The organism is Pseudomonas rhizozeae (genome assembly GCF_031583775.1).
Classification (GTDB): domain Bacteria; phylum Pseudomonadota; class Gammaproteobacteria; order Pseudomonadales; family Pseudomonadaceae; genus Aquipseudomonas.
In genome coordinates, this window is record NZ_JAVLSB010000045.1 from 81,823 (window position 1) to 102,191 (window position 20,369).

19 protein-coding genes are annotated in these 20,369 nt (G+C 60.7%); 14 read left to right on the forward strand and 5 right to left on the reverse strand.

Translation table 11 applies throughout. From position 1 onward, the window contains the following. Nucleotides 1-27: 27 nt before the first annotated feature. Nucleotides 28-1,518 carry a transglycosylase SLT domain-containing protein gene (locus tag RG836_RS14815; RefSeq protein WP_310846746.1) on the reverse strand — a complete coding sequence of 497 codons (1,491 nt, stop codon included), beginning with the start codon at nt 1,516-1,518 and terminating at the stop codon, nt 28-30. 99 nt (nt 1,519-1,617) lie between these two features. Further along, complete coding sequence (gene gloB / locus RG836_RS14820; protein ID WP_310846748.1) at nt 1,618-2,385, reverse strand: hydroxyacylglutathione hydrolase; 768 nt, start codon at nt 2,383-2,385, stop codon at nt 1,618-1,620. A 65-nt stretch (nt 2,386-2,450) separates the two neighbouring features. On the opposite strand from gloB, the gene RG836_RS14825 reads away from it, so the two are divergent. From RG836_RS14825 to RG836_RS14840, 4 genes are all read left to right on the forward strand, one after another. Continuing rightward, nucleotides 2,451-3,209: a class I SAM-dependent methyltransferase gene (locus RG836_RS14825; RefSeq protein WP_310846751.1), complete on the forward strand. Its 759-nt coding sequence runs from the start codon at nt 2,451-2,453 to the stop codon at nt 3,207-3,209. An 88-nt stretch (nt 3,210-3,297) separates the two neighbouring features. Then, the gene (rnhA, locus tag RG836_RS14830; RefSeq protein WP_310846754.1) at nt 3,298-3,750 is read left to right on the forward strand and encodes a ribonuclease HI; all 453 of its coding nucleotides are present in this window, start codon (nt 3,298-3,300) and stop codon (nt 3,748-3,750) included. Between the two features lie 162 nt (nt 3,751-3,912). Continuing rightward, nucleotides 3,913-4,671, forward strand: coding sequence for a DNA polymerase III subunit epsilon (gene dnaQ, locus RG836_RS14835; protein WP_310846757.1), 759 nt, complete (start codon nt 3,913-3,915; stop codon nt 4,669-4,671). Between the two features lie 158 nt (nt 4,672-4,829). Beyond that, a complete protein-coding gene (locus RG836_RS14840) occupies nt 4,830-5,444 on the forward strand; it encodes a GNAT family N-acetyltransferase (RefSeq protein WP_310846760.1) in 615 nt (204 codons plus the stop codon). On the opposite strand, the gene RG836_RS14845 is transcribed toward RG836_RS14840, so the two are convergent. After that, the gene (locus RG836_RS14845; RefSeq protein WP_310846763.1) at nt 5,410-6,303 is read right to left on the reverse strand and encodes a LysR substrate-binding domain-containing protein; all 894 of its coding nucleotides are present in this window, start codon (nt 6,301-6,303) and stop codon (nt 5,410-5,412) included. The genes RG836_RS14840 and RG836_RS14845 overlap by 35 nt on opposite strands. Nucleotides 6,304-6,391: 88 nt before the next feature. Continuing rightward, the gene (locus RG836_RS14850) at nt 6,392-6,652 is read right to left on the reverse strand and encodes a hypothetical protein (RefSeq protein ID WP_310846765.1); all 261 of its coding nucleotides are present in this window, start codon (nt 6,650-6,652) and stop codon (nt 6,392-6,394) included. Nucleotides 6,653-6,837: 185 nt separating this feature from the next. On the opposite strand from RG836_RS14850, the gene RG836_RS14855 reads away from it, so the two are divergent. Next, on the forward strand, nt 6,838-7,395 hold the full coding sequence (locus RG836_RS14855; RefSeq protein ID WP_310846767.1) for an NADPH-dependent FMN reductase: 558 nt from the start codon (nt 6,838-6,840) through the stop codon (nt 7,393-7,395). A 120-nt stretch (nt 7,396-7,515) separates the two neighbouring features. After that, complete coding sequence (locus tag RG836_RS14860) at nt 7,516-8,799, forward strand: arsenic transporter (protein ID WP_310846769.1); 1,284 nt, start codon at nt 7,516-7,518, stop codon at nt 8,797-8,799. Between the two features lie 104 nt (nt 8,800-8,903). Here RG836_RS14860 and RG836_RS14865 read toward each other — a convergent pair whose 3' ends face one another. Continuing rightward, nucleotides 8,904-9,854, reverse strand: coding sequence for a DUF1853 family protein (locus RG836_RS14865; RefSeq protein WP_310846771.1), 951 nt, complete (start codon nt 9,852-9,854; stop codon nt 8,904-8,906). Nucleotides 9,855-9,966: 112 nt separating this feature from the next. On the opposite strand from RG836_RS14865, the gene RG836_RS14870 reads away from it, so the two are divergent. The 8 genes from RG836_RS14870 (at nt 9,967) to RG836_RS14905 (ending at nt 20,365) form a co-directional block, all read left to right on the forward strand. Continuing rightward, entirely contained in the window at nt 9,967-10,857 is an 891-nt protein-coding gene (locus RG836_RS14870; protein WP_310846774.1) for an NAD(+) kinase, read from the forward strand. Continuing rightward, nucleotides 10,854-11,828, forward strand: a complete 975-nt coding sequence (locus RG836_RS14875; protein ID WP_310846776.1) for a metallophosphoesterase — start codon at nt 10,854-10,856, stop codon at nt 11,826-11,828. The genes RG836_RS14870 and RG836_RS14875 overlap by 4 nt, the downstream gene beginning before the upstream one ends. Further along, nucleotides 11,825-12,694, forward strand: coding sequence for a rhomboid family intramembrane serine protease (locus RG836_RS14880; RefSeq protein WP_310846777.1), 870 nt, complete (start codon nt 11,825-11,827; stop codon nt 12,692-12,694). The genes RG836_RS14875 and RG836_RS14880 overlap by 4 nt, the downstream gene beginning before the upstream one ends. 30 nt (nt 12,695-12,724) lie before the next feature. Beyond that, nucleotides 12,725-12,985 (forward strand): YeaC family protein, encoded by a 261-nt coding sequence (locus RG836_RS14885; RefSeq protein WP_310846780.1) that lies wholly within the window; start codon nt 12,725-12,727, stop codon nt 12,983-12,985. Next, on the forward strand, nt 12,982-13,812 hold the full coding sequence (locus RG836_RS14890; protein WP_310846781.1) for a DUF2797 domain-containing protein: 831 nt from the start codon (nt 12,982-12,984) through the stop codon (nt 13,810-13,812). Before RG836_RS14885 ends, RG836_RS14890 begins: the two co-directional genes overlap by 4 nt. Before the next feature lie 10 nt (nt 13,813-13,822). Beyond that, complete coding sequence (gene pepN / locus RG836_RS14895) at nt 13,823-16,480, forward strand: aminopeptidase N (protein WP_310846784.1); 2,658 nt, start codon at nt 13,823-13,825, stop codon at nt 16,478-16,480. 420 nt (nt 16,481-16,900) lie between these two features. Further along, the gene (locus RG836_RS14900) at nt 16,901-17,965 is read left to right on the forward strand and encodes a WD40/YVTN/BNR-like repeat-containing protein (protein ID WP_310846787.1); all 1,065 of its coding nucleotides are present in this window, start codon (nt 16,901-16,903) and stop codon (nt 17,963-17,965) included. A 24-nt stretch (nt 17,966-17,989) separates the two neighbouring features. Continuing rightward, nucleotides 17,990-20,365: an efflux RND transporter permease subunit gene (locus tag RG836_RS14905; protein WP_409078086.1), complete on the forward strand. Its 2,376-nt coding sequence runs from the start codon at nt 17,990-17,992 to the stop codon at nt 20,363-20,365. The last annotated feature ends 4 nt before the right edge of the window (nt 20,366-20,369 follow it).

Consider the following 20,369-nt stretch of genomic DNA (forward strand, 5'->3'; position numbering starts at 1 on the left):
AGCCCCTGGATTCAGGGGCTTTGAGTTTTAATGCGGCTGGTACACCGTGAGCATCTGGCCGGGCTTGAGGGCCTGGCCGACTCGGGGATTCCAGCGCTTGAGGTGTTGCATCTCGACGTTGAAGCGCTTGGCCACCATGTACAGCGAGTCGCCTTGCTGGACCTTGTATTGGGTCTGTTGCTTGGTCGGCTGCTGTTTTTTGCTGTTGGCGGCGATCACGGTGCTGATGCGGCCGTTCTTGCGTTGGTCATTGCGCTCGTTGCGCAGTGGCTTGCTGCGCGGGGCCGTGACGTCCTGCATGACCAGGGTCTGGCCAACCTTGAGGTTCTTGCCAGTGAGCTTGTTCCAGCGTTGCAGGTCCTTGACGTCAACCTTGTTGGCCTTGGCGATGGTGCCGAGATTGTCGCCACGCTTGACCCGGTAGGCGCGCTTGAGTTGCGCGACTTCACGCTCCTCGGCCCCATCGAACACCGGTTTCAACGGTCGCTGGCTGATCAACTCGTCTGGACGCATGGTCGACAGGCTGGCGGTCAGCAGTTGCGCCTTGGACGTCGGCACCAGCAAATGCTGGGGGCCGTCGACCGTGGTGCGTTGCTTGAAGGCGGGGTTGAGCTGGAACAGTTCGTCTTCGTCGATGTTAGCCACCGCGGCGACCTTGGACAGGTCCATGCGCTGGTTGATTTCGACGACCTGGAAGTACGGTTCATTGGCGATCGGGTTGAGGTTGACGCCGTAGGCTTCCGGTGCCAGCACCACTTGCGACAAGGCCAGCAGCTTCGGCACGTAGGCCTGGGTTTCCGCCGGTAGTGGCAGGTTCCAGTAGTCGGTAGGCAGGCCGAGCTTTTCGTTGCGCTCGATCGCTCGGCTGACCGTGCCTTCGCCGGCGTTGTAAGCCGCCAGGGCCAGTAGCCAGTCGCCGTTGAACATATCGTGCAGGCGGGTCAGGTAATCCATGGCCGCCGTGGTCGACGCGGTAATATCGCGACGGCCATCGTAGAAACGTGTCTGGCGCAGGTTGAAATAACGCCCGGTGGAAGGGATGAATTGCCACAGACCCACTGCATCGGCCCGGGAATAGGCCATCGGGTTGTAGGCGCTTTCAATCACCGGCAGTAGCGCCAGTTCCAGCGGCATGTTGCGTTCTTCAAGGCGTTCGACGATGTAATGAATGTAGAGGCTGCCGCGTTCGCCGGCGTTTTCCAGGAAGGACGGGTTGCTGGCGAACCACAACCGCTGTTGCTCGATGCGCGGGTTGACGCCGGCGGTTTCCTGCAGCTGGAAGCCTTGGCGCATGCGCTCCCAGATGTCTTGAGGAATCTGTGGCGCTGGTTTTTCAGTGAGAAAGACTGGTTTTTGCTTGGCTCGAGCAGCGATATTCGGGGTGTGGGCCGCGGTGGCTTGCGGCACATGACTGGTGCTTTGGCAGCCCGCCAGGGTGGCGGACACCGCCACCGCGATGGCTTGGGCCAGGCGGGTCAATGCGTCTGAATTGATGGATTTACGAATAGGTGACGACATTGGCTGGAAGTTAGTTCCGGTCAAAAATGTCGGCCGATTCTAGAAACCCATCCGGGTGCGGTCAACCATTCAGAATTTCTGGCGCTATCGGTAGCTTGCTTAGAACTTATCCTTCCAAGCCCGCAAGGCCGCAAAAACCTCAGTCGGGGCCCGGTTTAGAGGGCCGTCCCGTTCGTCCAGTTTTTGTTTAACGGATGTTTCGCCGGTGCGCAAAAAGGGATTCGTGAGGCGCTCCAAGGCCAAATTGGATGGCAACGTGATGATCCCGTCCTGGCGTTGCTGGATGACGGTTGCCAGACGAGCGGCAATCTCAGCGTTGTCCGGTTCCACAGCAATGGCAAAGCGCAGATTGCTCAGGGTGTATTCGTGAGCGCAGTACACCAGGGTCTCGGCAGGCAGCGCGGCCAATCGCGACAACGATTGATGCATCTGTTGCGGCGTGCCTTCGAACAAGCGTCCGCAACCGGCAGCGAACAGCGTGTCGCCGCACAGCAACACGCCATCGTGATAAAAGGCAATGTGTCCCAGGGTATGGCCGGGGACTTCGATCACTTCGAACTCGCAGCCCAGCACCGTGAGGCGATCATGGTCGTGGAGCGCCACATCGCGGACCGGAATTTTTTCGTTGGCCGGGCCCCAGACCTTGGCGCCGGTGGCGTTCTTCAATTGCTCGACACCGCCGACATGGTCATGGTGATGGTGAGTGACCAGAATATCGCTGAGCGTCCAGTCCGGGTGCGCCGTGAGCCAGGCTTGCACCGGCGCGGCGTCGCCCGGATCGACCACGGCGCAACGGCGGCTGTCGGAGTCTTGTAACAACCAGATGTAGTTGTCAGTGAACGCGGGCAGGGCAGTGATCTGTATCATCGTCGAATTCGCCAAGCGGAAAACAAAGGCGCATCTTAGAACTTCCTGGCGCGTTGGAGAATGCAATGACTGATAAAGCGTTCGCACAAGCCGATCCTGACTGGCTGGCGTTGATCGGCGCGGCCCGCGAATGGCTGTCCGGACCCCTGGGGCAATTTTTGCTCGATGAAGAACGGCGCATGCTCGAAGACGAGTTGGGGCGGTTCTTTGGCGGTTACCTGGTGCATTACGGACCGTCCGCGCAAACCCCGCCGCCCGCGCCGCAAGTGCAGCGCAATGTCCGCCTCGGCGCGCCACTGCCTGGCGTGGAGATTGTCTGCGAAGAACAGGCCTGGCCCTTGAGCGAGCACGCCGCCGATGTGGTAGTCATGCAACATGGACTGGATTTCTGCCTGTCGCCCCACGGTTTGCTGCGCGAGGCAGCCAGCAGCGTTCGGCCCGGTGGGCACCTGCTGATCATCGGCATCAACCCCTGGAGCACCTGGGGCCTGCGGCATGTGTTCGCCCACGACGCGCTGCGCCAGGCCCGTTGCATCTCGCCGTCGCGGGTCGGCGACTGGCTCAACCTGCTGGGCTTCGCGCTGGAGAAACGCCGCTTCGGATGCTATCGTCCGCCGCTGGCATCCCCCAAGTGGCAGGCTCGGTTGGCCGGTTGGGAGCGCAAGGCCGGTGACTGGCAACTGTCAGGCGGCGGCTTCTATTTATTGGTCGCGCGCAAAATCGTGGTCGGTCTCCGGCCGTTGCGCCAGGAGCGTCGCGAACCGATGGGCAAGCTGATCCCGCTGCCGATGGCCAAGGTCAACCGTCGGCGCATCGAGCCCTAACCACTCTTTATATTCCGGCCGGGTTGCCCCGGCCTCAGGCGTTGTCGATCCGGGATCGGCAAGCCACCGCATTTTTTGGATTGATTGCATGAGCGATAGCGTAGAACTGTTCACCGACGGCGCCTGCAAAGGCAATCCGGGTCCTGGCGGCTGGGGCGCCTTGCTGGTGTGCAAGGGCGTCGAGAAGGAATTGTGGGGCGGCGAAGCCAATACCACCAACAACCGCATGGAGCTGATGGGCGCGATCCGCGGCCTCGAGGAACTCAAGCGCTCCTGCGACGTGCTGCTGGTCACCGACTCGCAGTACGTGATGAAAGGCATCAACGAGTGGATGGCCAACTGGAAAAAACGCGGCTGGAAAACTGCCGCCAAAGAGCCGGTAAAAAACGCTGACCTGTGGCGCCTGCTCGACGAACAGGTCAACCGCCACAACGTCACCTGGAAATGGGTGCGCGGGCACATCGGTCATCATGGCAACGAACGCGCCGACCAGTTGGCCAACCGTGGGGTGGATGAAGTCCGTGGTTACAAACAGGATTAAATCTGAAGAGTGTGGGAGCGAGCCTGCTCGCGAATGCAATGGGTCATCCAACATCGAGGGTGACTGACACTGCGCTTTCGCGAGCAGGCTCGCTCCCACAAATGGACGTGCATGTTAAGATCCGCGCCTTTACCGATAGACCCGCTGAGAGCTGAGCACTGAATGGCCACCCGATCCGTTGTACTCGATACCGAAACCACCGGCATGCCGGTGACCGACGGCCACCGGATTATAGAAATCGGTTGCGTCGAGTTGATCGGCCGGCGCTTGACCGGTCGGCATTTTCACGTCTACCTGCAACCGGATCGTGAGAGCGACGAAGGCGCCATCGGCGTCCACGGCATCACTAACGAATTCCTGGTGGGCAAGCCACGCTTCAGTGAAGTCGCCGACGAGTTCTTCGAATTCATCAAAGGCGCGCAACTGATCATCCATAACGCGGCGTTCGACGTTGGCTTCATCAACAACGAATTTGCCCTGATGGGGCAGCAGGACCGCGCGGACATCACCCAGCACTGCTCGATCCTCGACACCCTGATGATGGCTCGGGAACGCCACCCCGGGCAGCGCAACAGCCTCGATGCCCTGTGCAAACGCTATGGCGTCGACAACTCCGGCCGTGAATTGCACGGCGCTTTGCTCGACTCCGAGATTCTTGCCGACGTTTACCTGACCATGACCGGCGGCCAGACCAGCCTGTCGCTGGCCGGCAACGCTTCCGATGGCAACGGTTCCGGCGAAGGCGCGGACAACTCCGCCACCGAAATTCGCCGCTTGCCGGCCAATCGTCCGCGGGGGCGGATCATCCCCGCCAGTGAGGATGATCTCGCCCAGCACGTGGCCCGTCTCGAAGCGATTGCCAAATCCGCCGGTGCCCCGGCATTGTGGGTGCAATTGGCAGAGGCGCAGGCCCAGGCTTGACCTGTGCGGGTGCGTCTGCGGGCCCACTTCCGGCCATTGGTCCTCGCCACATCGGTCGCAACCCTCTACCCTCAGGTCATCGCCGCTATACGCGGCCGCCCCAGGACACTGCGCCCCATGTACAAAGATTTCGTCACGGAATGAGGACCTTTCCCAGCATGCGACCGGTCATGAATCCGAAGCACCCAGGGTTATCGGTGCGCGTCGCCGATGACGGTTTCGCGGCTTATATATGGGGCAGCGATTTCAGTTTCGAGGTGATGGCCTACGGCAGCCCGCGACTGGGCCAGGCCGTGGACAAGTGGCCGGTCACGCCGATCACGCCTTACCGCAAGTGCTACGGCATTGACCCGGAAGAGTTCAGCAGTTTCCGCGATGCGCCGGACAGTGCGATCTTCATGGCTTACCTCGACGACGAGCCAGTGGGGCATCTGGTGGTCAGTACCAACTGGAATGGTTTTGCGCATATCGATGAACTGGCGGTCCATGTGCCGGCGCGTCGGCATGGCGTGGCCAAGGCGTTGCTGGATGTGGCGCAGTTCTGGAGTCGTAAGAAGAAACTGCCGGGCATCATGCTCGAAACCCAAAACAACAACCTCGGCGCCTGCCGCTTATACGAGCGTTGCGGTTATGAAATGGGCGGGATCGATCACCTGCGCTATCGCGGCATCGATCCGAACACTGCCGAGGTGGCGTTGTTCTGGTATCGCCTGTTTGATAACCCTCTGGAAGCCCCAATCAGTTCGCCAGCATCGCCACGGCTTGTTCCTTGATGATCTCAATCAGTGCCTGAGCCGCAGTAGACGGTGTGCTGTTTTTCAGGGTCAATGCGTACAGATTGATCGGCACGGCGGGGGAAAACGGACAGACATCCAGACCGCCAGCCTTGGCGCCGAGTGCGGTGAACGGATCGACAATCGCCAGGCCTTCGCCGGCCTCGACCATGCTGCGCATCATCTGGTGGGTTTGCACCCGTATGTGCACCACCGGCGCCGGCCGCAGCGCCTGCAGTTTACTGTCCACCGCGGCGTTCAGCGGGTCATGACCTTCGAGTCCGACCAGTGCTTGGCCGGCCAGATCCTGTACGGCAATGTACTTCTGCCGCGGTTGCAGCCAGCCGTGAGGCGCGAGCAATTGCAGCTTGCCTTGGGCCAATGGCTGGCAATCGATATCGAGGTGTTCCGGGTCGTGCAGGCTGATGCCGAGTTCAGCTTCGCGCAGTAACAGGCCTTGGATGATGCCGTCGCTATTCTGGCTGAGCAGGCTGCAAGGTGCATCGGGGAAACGCCGACGCAGGGCGACGATGCTGTGGGGCAGAAGGGTTTGGGTCAGGGGCGCGGTGCCGAGGATGCGCAATGGCGGCGCATGGTAATGCTTGAGGCTGGCGGCCAGGCGCTGCACCGGTTCCAGCGCGGCATACAGCTGCTGGATAGTGCCTTGCAGTTCACGGGTTTCGTGGGTCGCTTGCAGGCGTCCACGGACGCTGGAGAACAGCATGAAACCCAACTGACTCTCGGCGTCGTGCAAGATCCCCTCGACCTCGGCCACCGGCAACTGCAGCCATTCGGCGGCGGTACCCAGGTGACCGGTCTGCAACAGCGCCTGAATCACTTCGATGTGGCGTAAACGCATGCGTGAAGTCCATGTTCAGCAGGAGAGGGGATCAGTGGCTGAATCCTAACCCAAGTCCGCGCATATGACTTCTGCTCATAACGCCGGGTTATGAGGCAATGGTGGTTTCCGGCAGATTGCCAACGTAAGTGTCGGGCTCGCGGACGATAGTGACGTCGGATTGAATCAGCAAAAACTGATTGTCATCGAGCTTTTTGACGCGATCGCCAATGGCCAGTTTGTAGGTGGTGACAGGCTCCATGCCGGCAAGACCGTCTGGCGACGGGTTGGATTCCTGGAACTCATGCACGGAATAGACGCGGCCTTCTGCGTCTCTTGCATGGAACTGACCGACGAGTACTGCTGCCATTTGCTTAGAACCTCTGGAAATAGATCACCCAATTTGCGGTTCTGTAGACCGTCCTCGGGGGAAGTAAGTTTTCCGGCTGGAAAAAAATAGTCTGCGGCGACACATTTCGTGAGTCGCGCTGGTTCAATCGCCACTCAATATCCTCTATAACTACCGGCTCTTTCATCGGACAGTCGAGATCGTCAATGAGTAACGTCTACACCGTCGCCGTGTTGGTCGGCAGCCTTAGAGAAGCATCGATCAACCGTAAAGTGGCGCTGGCCCTGGCCGAACTGGCACCCGCCAACCTCAAGTTGAACATCGTGGAAATCGGCGATCTGCCGCTCTACAACGAAGACATCGATCACACACCGCCGGCAGCCTACAGCACTTTCCGGCAACAAGTGAGTTCATCCGACGCGGTGCTGTTCGTCACACCGGAATACAACCGCTCAGTCCCGGCCGCATTGAAAAACGCCATCGACGTCGGCTCGCGTCCGTACGGGCAGAGTTCGTGGAGCGGCAAACCGGGCGCCGTGATCAGCGTCTCGCCTGGCGCCATCGGTGGTTTTGGTGCCAACCATCACCTGCGCCAGTCGCTGGTTTTCCTTGATGTACCGTGCATGCAGCAGCCGGAAGCGTATGTCGGCGGCGCCGGCAGCCTGTTCGACGAAGCTGGCAAACTCAACGAAGCGAGCAAGCCGTTCCTGCAGAAATTCATCAATGCCTATGGGCAGTGGGTTGAGCAGTATAAAAAGGCCTGAATCGCCGAACCTGTGGGCACCACCCTATCAAGGTGGTGCCCTTAACCGTGGCGAAATAGCTTTCTGTGGGTTCATCTGTCTCTGCAACCTCTCTCTTTTCCCCGCGCAAGGCTGCTGTGCATGCTCATCGCATCACTGATTTTTTTGTTCACCATCACGCTGGTCATCTGGCAGCCCAAAGGACTTGGCGTCGGCTGGAGTGCGACGCTGGGCGCGATTCTGGCGCTGCTTAGCGGCGTGGTGCACTTGGGCGATATTCCGCTGGTGTGGCAAATCATCTGGAACGCCACTGGAACTTTCGTCGCGCTGATCATCATCAGCCTGTTGCTTGACGAAGCCGGGTTCTTTGCCTGGGCGGCGCTGCACGTGGCGCGCTGGGGCAAGGGCAGCGGGCGCAAGTTGTTCGCCTACATGGTGCTGCTCGGTGCGCTGGTCTCGGCGCTGTTCGCCAATGACGGCGCAGCGCTGATCCTTACGCCCATCGTGATTTCGATGCTGCTGGCCTTGCGCTTCTCGCCGGCGGCGACCCTGGCGTTCGTCATGGGCGCCGGGTTCATCGCCGACACCGCGAGCCTGCCGCTGGTGGTGTCGAATCTGGTCAACATCGTGTCGGCCGACTTCTTCAACATCGGTTTCAACCGCTATGCCGCCGTGATGGTGCCGGTCAACCTGGTCAGCGTTGCCGCGACCCTGGCGGTGTTGCTGTGGTATTTCCGCCGCGACATTCCCAAGGATTACGACCCGGCGCAGTTGGAGGATCCAGCCAGTGCAATCCATGACAAAGCCACGTTCTATGCCGGTTGGGCGGTGCTGGTGATCCTCTTGCTGGGCTGCTTTGCCCTGGAGCCGCTGGGGATTCCGATCAGCGCGATTTCCGCGGTGTGCGCGGCGTTGTTGCTGGCGATTGCCGCGCGCGGGCACAAGATTTCCACGCGCAAGGTGATGAAAGAAGCACCGTGGCAGATCGTGATTTTCTCGCTGGGCATGTACCTGGTGGTCTATGGCCTGCGCAATGCCGGGCTGACGAGTTACCTGGCCGGCTGGCTCGACGGTTTCGCGGTGTACGGCGTGTGGGGCGCGGCCATGGGCACCGGGGTGCTGACGGCGCTGTTGTCATCGATCATGAACAACCTGCCGACGGTGCTGATCGGTGCGTTGTCGATCGATGCCAGCCACGCGACGGGGGTGGTGAAGGAGGCGATGATCTATGCCAACGTGATCGGCAGCGACCTCGGCCCGAAAATCACCCCGATTGGCAGCCTTGCGACCTTGTTGTGGCTGCATGTGCTGGACCGCAAGAATATTCACATCGGCTGGGGTTACTACTTCAAGGTCGGGATTGTGCTGACGGTGCCGGTGTTGTTGGTGACGTTGGCGGCATTGGCTCTAAGGTTAACGCTTTAGACCGTGGTGGCTTCATTCGCGTGCGGGCTCGCTCCCACAGCGTTCGCCGCCAATCTGTGGGAGCGAGCCTGCTCGCGAAAGGGTCGACACAGTCACTGAAGATCTCAGCCGCTACCGGCCACATTCGGCCAAAGATCCGCCACCAGGAATAGCCGTTCAGCCTCTTCCCAATCCCCCGCGTCGCTCTCGACCAGTCGCACCATTAACTGGGCCGGGGCCAAGGGTTCCAGCGCGTCCAGCCAGGTTTGCAATTGCTCGCGGCACCAGGTCTGTTCCGTCTGATACCGCGCCGGGGCCAGCCAGGCATGGCGGGGCAGGGGTTGCCAGCGGCCGGCGGGACGTTGCGCCGCAAACGGCTGCCAATCCTTCTGATGCAGCCAACTGCCGCGCAAATGCTGCGGATGGGCACCGTGGGGTGATTCAGCGGTGCCGGGCCAGGGATACAGCAAATAACCGCCCAGCCACAATTGCGCGCTAAATGCCTGGATATCCAGGGCCGCCAGCACCTCGCGGCTTTCGGGGCGCGCCGAAATGGGCAGTTGATGCTCGCTCAAGTGCGCCAGTTTGCGGTCCAGCCGATCATGGCAGCCTGGGCCCAGCCATTGCGCGGTGTCCTGGCCGTCGCCGTTTTGCGGCCCGAGGTACAACTTGATTGCCAACTCCAGGTGATGCACGCCATCGCGGTCGCGCAGCAGCATGTCCAGTTCGCCGAGGGTGTGGCCGGCGCGACGGATTGGCAGATTGGCGGCGATCAACTCGATGCCCGGCGCGTGCCGCACAGCGTATTGCCACAGGCGCTCGTAATACAGGCCCAGGCGCCGGGTGCGGGCTTGCGCCAGCCAGTGCAGCAAGTCGTAACTGTCCTGGTCCAGTTGCCGTAACCAGCGCTCCAGCCGCTCCGGCGCCTGCACCCACTCGCTACCGGCCAGCGGATGACGCTGCGGCCACGGCGTATCGATCAGCATTGGCGGAGCGAGGATGACCCACGCCAGGTCGCGCACTTCCGAGTGGCGCAACTGGTGGGGCAACTGCAGCAAGTCGGGAAATAGGATCATTCTGCGAGCATAGCGCGAAACCTTGACCCACCCTTGAGGCTGAAAGGATTTTGTCTATCCCGCGCTTTCGCCCATAATCGGGCTTTTCGCCGTCGCAGGGTTCAGGGGCACCATGGAGCAATTTCGTAATATCGGCATCATCGGTCGCCTGGGCAGCTCACAGGTGCTGGATACCGTCCGCCGACTGAAACGCTTTCTGCTCGATCGTCACCTGCATGTGATCCTCGAAGACACCATCGCCGAAGTCCTGCCAGGCCACGGCCTGCAGACCTCCTCGCGCAAGATGCTCGGCGAAGTCTGCGACATGGTGATCGTGGTCGGTGGCGACGGCAGCCTGCTCGGCGCCGCCCGGGCGCTGGCGCGGCACAATATACCGGTGCTGGGGATCAACCGTGGCAGCCTGGGCTTTTTGACCGACATTCGCCCCGATGAACTGGAAGTCAAAGTCGCCGAGGTGCTCGACGGCCATTACCTGGTGGAAAACCGCTTCCTGCTGCAAGCCGAGGTGCGCCGCCACGGTGAAGCCATCGGCCAGGGCGATGCGCTCAACGACGTGGTGCTGCACCCCGGCAAATCCACGCGGATGATCGAATTCGAGCTGTACATCGACGGCCAGTTCGTCTGCAGCCAGAAAGCCGACGGCCTGATCGTCGCCACGCCTACCGGTTCTACCGCTTATGCGCTGTCTGCCGGTGGCCCGATCATGCATCCCAAGCTCGATGCCATTGTGATTGTGCCGATGTACCCCCATACCTTGTCGGGCCGGCCAATTGTGGTCGATGGCAACAGCGAGCTGAAAATCGTCGTGTCCAAGGATATGCAGATTTACCCGCAGGTCTCTTGCGATGGTCAGAACCACTTCACCTGCGCCCCCGGTGACACCATCACCGTGAGTAAAAAAGCGCAGAAGCTGCGGCTGATCCACCCGCTGGACCACAACTACTACGAAGTCTGCCGCACCAAGCTCGGCTGGGGCAGTCGGCTGGGCGGTGGAGGCGATTGATGCTCGATCCCGCGCGTAGCTACGACCTGATCGGTGACGTGCACGGATGCGCTCTGACCCTCGAGCACTTGCTCGACCGGCTCGGTTACCACAAACAGGCTGGCGTCTGGCGGCATCCGTCGCGCATGGCGGTGTTTGTCGGCGACATCATCGACCGCGGGCCGCGGATTCGCGAGGCGTTGCACATCGTCCACGACATGGTCGAGGCCGGCCAGGCGCTGTGCATCATGGGCAACCACGAGTTCAACGCCCTTGGCTGGAGCACCCCGGCGCTTCCGGGCAGCGGCAAGCAGTACGTGCGCGAACGCACGCCGCGTCATGGTCGGTTGCTGGGCGAAACCCTGGCGCAATTCGAGGACCACCCCGGTGACTGGCACGACTTCCTGGCGTGGTTCTATGAACTGCCGCTGTTCGTCGATGCCGGACGTTTCCGGGTGGTCCACGCCTGCTGGGACCAGGGCTTGATCGAGCCGCTGCGTAATCTGTTCCCCGACGGCTGCATTGACGAACATTTCCTCCAGGCGTCGGCCGTGCCAGGCAGTTTCGCCTGCACCGTGTTCGACCGTTTGCTGCGCGGCACGGACATGCGCTTGCCGCATGGCTTGACCATGACCAGCGGCGACGGCCTGACCCGTTCTTTCTTCCGCACCAAATTCTGGGAAGACGACCCACAGACCTACGGCGACATCGTGTTCCAGCCCGACGCCTTGCCCGATCCGGTAGCGCGCACGCCGTTGTCATCGACCGAGAAAAACACTTTGCTGCGTTACGGCACCGACGAGCCCTTGTTGTTCGTCGGCCATTACTGGCGCAGCGGCAAACCCGCGCCCATCCGCCCGAACCTGGCGTGCCTGGATTACAGCGCGGTGCTCTACGGCAAACTGGTGGCTTATCGCCTGGACCAGGAAACCCGCCTCGATCCGCACAAGTTCGTGTGGGTCGATGTGGAACGGCCGGAGGCACTGCGATGAGCAAAGTGGCCGTATTGCGCCTGCCGCTGGCGGTGGATTTGAGTGGTTTCGTCAAGCTGTTGCAGCGCATGCAGGTGCCCCATCGGGTCAGCGAAGAAGCGGGCGAACAGGTGCTGTGGGTGCCAGACGCGATCAGCGCCGACGTGCGCGCGCTCTATGAACGCTATCCCGCCGGCGATCCCGATCAGCAACTGGATATCCCGGTGCAGGCCGGGCGCAGCCGTCCGGGTTTCAAGGAACAACTGCGGCATGCGCCGATGACCGCGCTGGTGCTGCTGCTCAGTTTGATCGTCGGTGCGGTGACTTTGCTCGGCGAAAATCTTGAGACCATGCGCTGGCTGACCTTTCTGCCGTTTCAAGTGGTGGGCGAGTACCTGCATTTCACGCCGTTGGCCGACAGCCTGGCGGCGGGGCAGTGGTGGCGTCTGGTCACGCCGATGCTGCTGCACTTCGGCATTCTGCACCTGGCCATGAACGGCATGTGGTACTGGGAGCTGGGCCGGCGCATTGAATCGCGCCAGGGCAGCATCAATTTGATCGGGTTGACGCTGCTGTTCAGCCTGGTGTCGAACTACACGCAGTTCGCGTTCAGCGGCGCGACCCTGTTCGGCGGCTTGTCCGGCGTACTGTACGGGTTGCTCGGGCATTGCTGGATCTATCAATGGCTGTCGCCGAACCCGGCCTATCGCTTGCCCAAAGGGGTGTTGGTGATGATGCTGGTGTGGTTGCTGCTGTGCCTGTCCGGGCTGGTGTCGATGATCGGCTTCGGCGAAATCGCCAACGCCGCTCATGTCAGCGGGCTGCTCGTCGGATGTTTCAGCGGGTTGTTGGGCGGCTTGTACAGTCGCCGTAAACTGGCCGCATAACCTTTATTGCATGAGTCCCAGGAGACCTTGATGTCCTCTTTTAACCACATGATCGAAAACATCACCCCCGAGATCTACCAGAGCCTGAAACTGGCGGTGGAAATCGGCAAGTGGTCCGACGGCGGCAAACTCACCCCTGAACAGCGCGAACTGTCGCTGCAGGCGATGATCGCCTGGGAAGTGCAGAATCTCCCGGAGGAGGAACGCACCGGCTACATGGGCCCGCAGGAATGCAGCTCGAAATCGATCAAAGTGCCGAACATTCTGTTCAAGTCGGATGCCATCCATTGATCGAGATTGGCCGCGGTGCAATCAGCAAAATGTCGGCGCGCCTTGAAGGCACCGACGTGCAATACGCGTTTCGCCTGGGCGATGTCGAGGTGCCGGTCAATCCGATGATCGGCACGACGGTGCGCCTGGAGTTCCTGGGGGTGATTCACTGCTCCCATTGCGGACGCCGGACCAAGACCAGTTTCAGCCAGGGTTATTGCTACCCGTGCATGACCAAACTGGCGCAGTGCGATATCTGCATCATGAGCCCGGAACGTTGCCACTACGAGGCCGGCACCTGCCGCGAGCCGGCGTGGGGCGAGAAGTTCTGCATGACCGACCACATCGTGTACCTGGCCAACTCGTCAGGGGTGAAAGTCGGCATCACCCGCGCTACGCAATTGCCCACCCGCTGGCTCGACCAGGGTGCGAGCCAGGCGCTGCCGATCATGCGCGTAGCCACCCGCCAGCAATCGGGCTTCGTTGAGGATCTGTTCCGCAGCCAGGTCGCGGACAAGACCAACTGGCGTGCTTTACTCAAGAGCGATGCAGTGGCGGTGGACCTGGCGCAAGTGCGCGACCACTTGTTCGAAACCTGCGCCGAAGGCTTGCAAGGCTTGCAGGAACGATTCGGCCTGCAGGCGATCCAGACCATTGCCGATGTCGAGCCGATCCAGATCCGCTACCCGGTGGAGCACTACCCGGCGAAGATCGTCAGCTTCAACCTGGACAAGAACCCGATTGCCGAAGGCACGCTGCTGGGGATCAAGGGCCAGTACCTGATTTTCGACACCGGCGTGATCAATATTCGTAAATACACGGCCTACCAGCTCGCCGTGCATCAGTAAGGACTCCAGCATGCGCACCGAACAACCGAAGATGATTTACCTGAAGGACTATCAGGCGCCTGAGTACCTGATCGACGAGACGCACCTGACCTTCGAGTTGTTCGAGGATCACAGCCTGGTCCATGCGCAACTGGTGATGCGCCGCAACCCGGAGCGCGGCCCCGGCCTGCCACCGCTGGTGTTCGACGGCCAGCAGCTGGAATTGCTGTCGGTGACCCTGGCCGATGTCGAGCTGACCGAAGCCGATTACCAGTTGGATGAAAACCACCTGACCCTGCACCCGACCAGCAACACCTTCACGGTCGACACCAGCGTGAAGATCCACCCGGAAACCAACACCGCGCTGGAAGGCCTGTACAAGTCCGGCACCATGTTCTGCACGCAGTGCGAGGCCGAAGGTTTCCGCAAGATCACCTATTACCTCGACCGCCCGGATGTGATGAGCACCTTCACCACCACCGTGGTTGCCGAGCAACACAGCTATCCGGTGCTGCTGTCCAACGGCAACCCGATTGCCAGCGGCCCCGGCGAAGATGGCCGGCACTGGGCGACCTGGGAAGACCCGTTCAAGAAACCGGCCTACCTGTTCGCGCTGGTGGCCGGTGATTTGTGGTGCGTCGAAGACACGTTCACCACCATGAGTCAGCGCACCGTGGCGCTGCGCATTTACGTCGAGCCGGAAAACATCGACAAGTGCCAGCACGCCATGAACAGCCTGAAGAAATCCATGCGCTGGGACGAAGAGGCCTACGGTCGCGAGTACGACCTGGACATCTTCATGATCGTCGCGGTCAACGATTTCAACATGGGCGCCATGGAGAACAAGGGCCTCAATATCTTTAACTCCAGCGCTGTGCTGGCCCGCGCCGAAACCGCGACCGACGCCGCGCACCAGCGGGTCGAGGCGATCGTGGCCCACGAATACTTCCATAACTGGTCGGGCAACCGCGTGACCTGCCGCGACTGGTTCCAGTTGTCGCTCAAGGAAGGCTTCACGGTGTTCCGCGATGCTGGTTTCTCCTCGGACATGAACTCGGCCACGGTCAAGCGTATCCAGGACGTGGCGTACCTGCGCACCCACCAGTTTGCCGAAGACGCCGGCCCGATGGCCCACGCCGTGCGCCCGGACAGCTTTATCGAGATTTCCAACTTCTACACCCTGACCGTGTACGAAAAGGGCTCGGAAGTGGTCGGCATGATCCGCACCTTGCTCGGCGCCGAAGGCTTCCGCAAGGGCAGCGACCTGTACTTCGATCGCCACGACGGCCAAGCGGTGACCTGCGACGACTTCATCAAGGCCATGGAAGACGCCAACGGCGCCGACCTCAGCCAGTTCAAGCGCTGGTACAGCCAGGCCGGCACCCCACGTCTGGCGGTGAGCGAGTCCTACGACGCGGCAGCCAAAACCTACAGCCTGACCTTCCGCCAAAGCTGCCCGGAAACCCCGGACAAGGTGGAAAAACTGCCGTTCGTGATTCCCGTGGAATTGGGCCTGCTGGACCCGCAGGGCGCGGCAATCGACTTGCGCCTGTCCGGCGAAGCGTCGGCCCAAGGCACGTCGCGGGTGATGTCGGTAACTGAAGCCGAACAAACCTTCACCTTCGTCGACATCGCCGAACAGCCGCTGCCATCGCTGCTGCGCGGTTTCTCCGCGCCGGTGAAACTCAGCTTTCCGTACAACCGCGACCAGTTGATGTTCCTCATGCAGCACGACAGCGACGGCTTCAACCGTTGGGACGCCGGCCAGCAGTTGTCGGTGCAGGTGTTGCAAGAATTGATCGTCCAGCAGCAACAGGGCGAGCGTCTGGTCATGGATCCGCGACTGGTCACTGCCTTGCGCACCGTGCTTTCGGACGAAACCCTCGACCAGGCGATGGTCGCCGAGATGCTGTCGCTGCCGGGTGAGGCTTACCTGACGGAAATCAGCGAAGTGGCCGACGTCGAAGCGATTCACATCGCCCGCGAGTTTGCCCGCAAGCAACTTTCGGAAGGTCTGTTCGAAGCGCTGTGGCTGCGTTACCAGGCTAATCGTGACCTGTCCAAGCAAACCCCTTACGTGGCCGAAGCCGAGCATTTTGCCCGTCGTGCGTTGCAGAACATTGCGCTGTCGTACCTGATGCTCAGCGGCAAACCGGAAGTGCTGGCGGCGACCCTGGAGCAGTTCGAGACGTGCGACAACATGACCGAACGCCTGACCGCTTTGGCGGTGCTGGTGAATTCGCCGTTCGACGAGCAGAAAGCCACGGCCCTGGCCAGCTTCGCCGAGCACTTCAAGGACAACCCGCTGGTCATGGATCAATGGTTCAGCGTCCAGGCGGGCAGCCCATTGCCCGGTGGTCTGGAGCGCGTGCGTGAGTTAATGCAGCACCCGGCGTTCAACATCAAGAACCCGAACAAGGTGCGGGCGCTGGTCGGTGCGTTTGCCGGGCAGAACCTGATCAACTTCCATGCGGCCGATGGTTCCGGGTATCGGTTCCTGGCGGATCTGGTGATTGAGCTGAACGGGTTCAATCCGCAGATTGCCTCGCGGCAGCTGGCGCCGCTGACTCGCTGGCGCAAGTATGACACTGCGCGGCAGGGGTTGATGAAGGCTGAGCTGGAGCGGATTCGCGCTTCGGGGCAGTTGTCGAGTGATGTGTTTGAGGTGGTTAGCAAGAGCCTTGCTTGATTCTTTGATTGATTGATTGCTTGCGTGCAGATCCGTTGCTTCGGTAACGGCTGCGCGCAATTTCAGGTGTACACCCTGCCTAATGTGGGAGCGAGCCTGCTCGCGAAAGCGCTATGTCAAGTAACCAAGCCCTGAAAGATGTCCCCACTTCGTGCACAAGCGAGCTCACTGGATCTCCGCCCCCCATCACCCCTCCGAATACCCCTCCATTCACCCACCAGCCTTCTGCCATCAGTTAACAAAAGATAACGTGGCGTTGATTGTCAGACCTTTGGAAAGGCCGATAGGATAAGCCAGCTTCCGAAGGGGCTCTAGATTGCGCATTTCAGGACTATGCTCTGGAACAGGCAATCTCGATGAGCACCCTTGCGGCGCCCTGAAAGGTTGAATGACCTAACAATAATAAATGGGGGAAGGTCTATGAGTGAGCCTGTCATGGGTGTGGTTGTTTGCCGCCCGCCGGCGTTACGCAGATTCGCGTTGCTGGCTACAGCGCTCTCGCTGTTGGGCTCTGCGGTGTTGTCGGCACCTGTGCTGGCGGTCGATGCGCCGGCATCCGATATCGTGTTCTCTGTTGAATCGGCCAAGGCCAGCAAAAGCCTGATGCTCGATGTGGTGCACGCCGGGGCGCGGTTGATTGCCGTGGGTGACCGTGGGCACATACTGTATTCCGACGACCAGGGCCAGACCTGGACCCAAGCCAAAGTCCCGACCCGCGCACTGCTGACGTCGGTGTTCTTCGTCGATGATAAGCACGGCTGGGCCGTTGGCCACGACGCACAGATCCTCGCCAGCCAAGACGGCGGCGTCACATGGACCAAGCAATTCGAAGACCTTACCCGTGAAGCTCCGCTGCTCGACGTCTGGTTCCAGGACGCCAACAGTGGCTTCGCCGTGGGCGCCTATGGCGCACTGCTGGCGACCACCGACGGTGGCAAGCACTGGGAAGATGCCAGCGACCGCCTCGACAACGAAGACCAATACCACCTCAATGCCATCGCCTCGGTCAAAGACGCCGGGTTGTTCATCGTCGGCGAGCAGGGCAGCATGTTCCGCTCCGCCGATGGCGGCGAAACCTGGGAGAAGCTCGAAGGACCGTACGAAGGTTCGCTGTTCGGCGTGATCGGCACTGCCCAGCCCAACACCCTGTTGGCCTATGGACTGCGCGGCAATCTGTTCCGCTCCACCGATTTCGGCAGCACCTGGGAGCCGGTTGAGTTGCAAGCCGCCCGGGGTGCGCTGGAGTTTGGCTTGTCCGGCGGCACCTTGCTCGCCGATGGCACCATCGTGATCGTCGGCAACGGCGGCAGCGTGATCAGCAGCAAAGATGACGGCGAGACCTTCACCGTGTTCAACCGCCCGGACCGCATTTCGGTCTCGGCGGTGACGGCCGCAGGGAATGGCAACTTGATTCTGGCAGGACAGGGCGGCGTTCGCGCCACTTCGCCAAACGGCGCCGAGCTGAGCGCCAAGCCGGTCAAATAATAAGAAGGCGGGTCTATGACATCCATGAGCAGTCATCATCAAGACAAGGCGACGTTTCTCGAACGCCTGATTTTCAACAACCGCCCGGCAGTGATCGTCATTTGTTTGCTGGTGAGTATCTTCCTGTTCTGGCAAGCGACGCTGATCCGTCCGTCCACCAGCTTCGAGAAGATGATCCCGCTCAAGCACCCCTTCATTGAAAAAATGATGGAGCACCGCAACGACCTGGCCAACCTCGGCAACACCGTGCGCATTTCCGTCGAAGCCACCGACGGCGATATCTTCTCCAAGGAATACATGGAGACCCTGCGCCAGATCAACGACGAAGTGTTCTACATTTCTGGTGTCGATCGCTCCGGCCTGAAGTCGTTGTGGAGCCCGAGCGTGCGCTGGACCGAAGTGACGGAGGAGGGCTTCGCCGGCGGTGAAGTGATTCCGCAGAGTTACAACGGCTCGCAACAAAGCCTCGATCTGCTGCGCAACAACGTGCTCAAGTCCGGCCAGGTCGGGCGGCTGGTGGCCAACGACTTCAAGTCGAGCATCGTCGATATTCCGTTGCTTGAGTCCTACCCGGACCCGGAAGACCAGGGCAAGTTGCTGGCCCTGGACTACCGCAAGTTTTCCCATGAACTGGAAGACAAGATCCGCGACAAGTTCGAAAAACAGAACCCTAACGTGCAGATCCACATTGTCGGTTTCGCCAAGAAAGTCGGCGACCTGATCGACGGCCTGGTGATGGTGGTGATGTTCTTCGGTGTGGCCTTCGTCATTACCCTGATCCTGCTGTATTGGTTCACCCACTGCATGCGCAGCACCGTGGCGGTGTTGAGTACCACGCTGGTGGCGGTGGTCTGGCAATTGGGGCTGATGCACTTCTTCGGCTTCGGGCTCGACCCCTATTCGATGCTGGTGCCGTTCCTGATCTTCGCCATTGGTATTTCCCACGGCGTACAGAAAATCAACGGCATCGCCCTGCAATCCAGTGAGGCCGACAACGCCCTGACCGCAGCGCGGCGCACCTTCCGGCAACTGTTCCTGCCGGGGATGATCGCCATCCTCGCCGACGCTGTAGGTTTCATCACGCTGTTGATTATCGACATCGGGGTGATCCGTGAGCTGGCCATCGGCGCGTCGATCGGCGTGGCGGTGATTGTGTTTACCAACCTGATCCTCCTCCCGGTGGCAATTTCCTATGTCGGCATCAGCAAGCGTGCGGTAGAGATCAGCAAAAAAGACGCGACCCGCGAGCACCCGTTCTGGCGTTACCTGTCGAACTTCGCCAGCGCCAAAGTGGCGCCGGTCTCGATCATCCTCGCACTGATCGCCTTTGGTGGCGGCCTCTGGTACAGCCAGAACCTGAAGATCGGTGACCTTGACCAAGGCGCGCCGGAACTGCGCCCGGATTCGCGCTACAACAAGGACAACAACTTCATCATCAGCAACTACTCCACCAGCTCCGACGTGCTGGTGGTGATGGTCAAGACCAAGGCCGAGGGCTGCTCGCGCTACGAAGCCATGGGGCCGATCGATGAACTGATGTGGAAGATGCAGAACACCGAGGGCGTGCAGTCTGCGATCTCGCTGGTGACCGTGTCCAAACAGATGATTAAGGGCATGAACGAAGGCAACTTGAAATGGGAAACCCTGTCCCGTAACCCGGACGTGCTGAACAACTCTATCGCTCGCGCCGATGGCCTGTACAACAACAGTTGCTCGCTGGCGCCGGTGCTGGTGTTCCTCAACGACCACAAGGCCGAGACTCTTGATCGCGCGGTGCACGCGGTGCAGGAGTTCGCCAAGGAGAACAACAAGGACGGCCTGGAATTCATCCTCGCTGCCGGTAACGCCGGGATCGAGGCCGCCACCAACGAAGTGATCAAGGAATCGGAGCTGATCATCCTGATCCTGGTGTACATCTGCGTGGCGACCATGTGCATGATCACCTTCCGCTCATGGGCGGCGACCTTGTGCATTGTGCTGCCGCTGGTACTGACCTCGGTGCTGGGCAACGCGCTGATGGCGTTCATGGGTATTGGCGTGAAGGTAGCGACTCTGCCGGTGGTGGCGCTCGGCGTGGGGATTGGCGTGGATTACGGCATCTACATCTATAGCCGACTCGAAACCTTCCTGCGTGCCGGGCTGCCTTTGCAAGAGGCTTACTATCAGACCCTGAAATCCACTGGTAAGGCAGTGCTATTCACCGGTCTGTGCCTGGCGATCGGCGTCTGCACCTGGATCTTCTCGGCCATTAAGTTCCAGGCCGACATGGGCCTGATGCTGACCTTCATGTTGCTGTGGAACATGTTTGGCGCACTGTGGCTGCTGCCTGCGCTGGCCCGTTTCCTGATCAAGCCGGAAAAGCTGGCGGGGCAGAAGGGCAATTCGTTGTTCGCTCACTAGAACA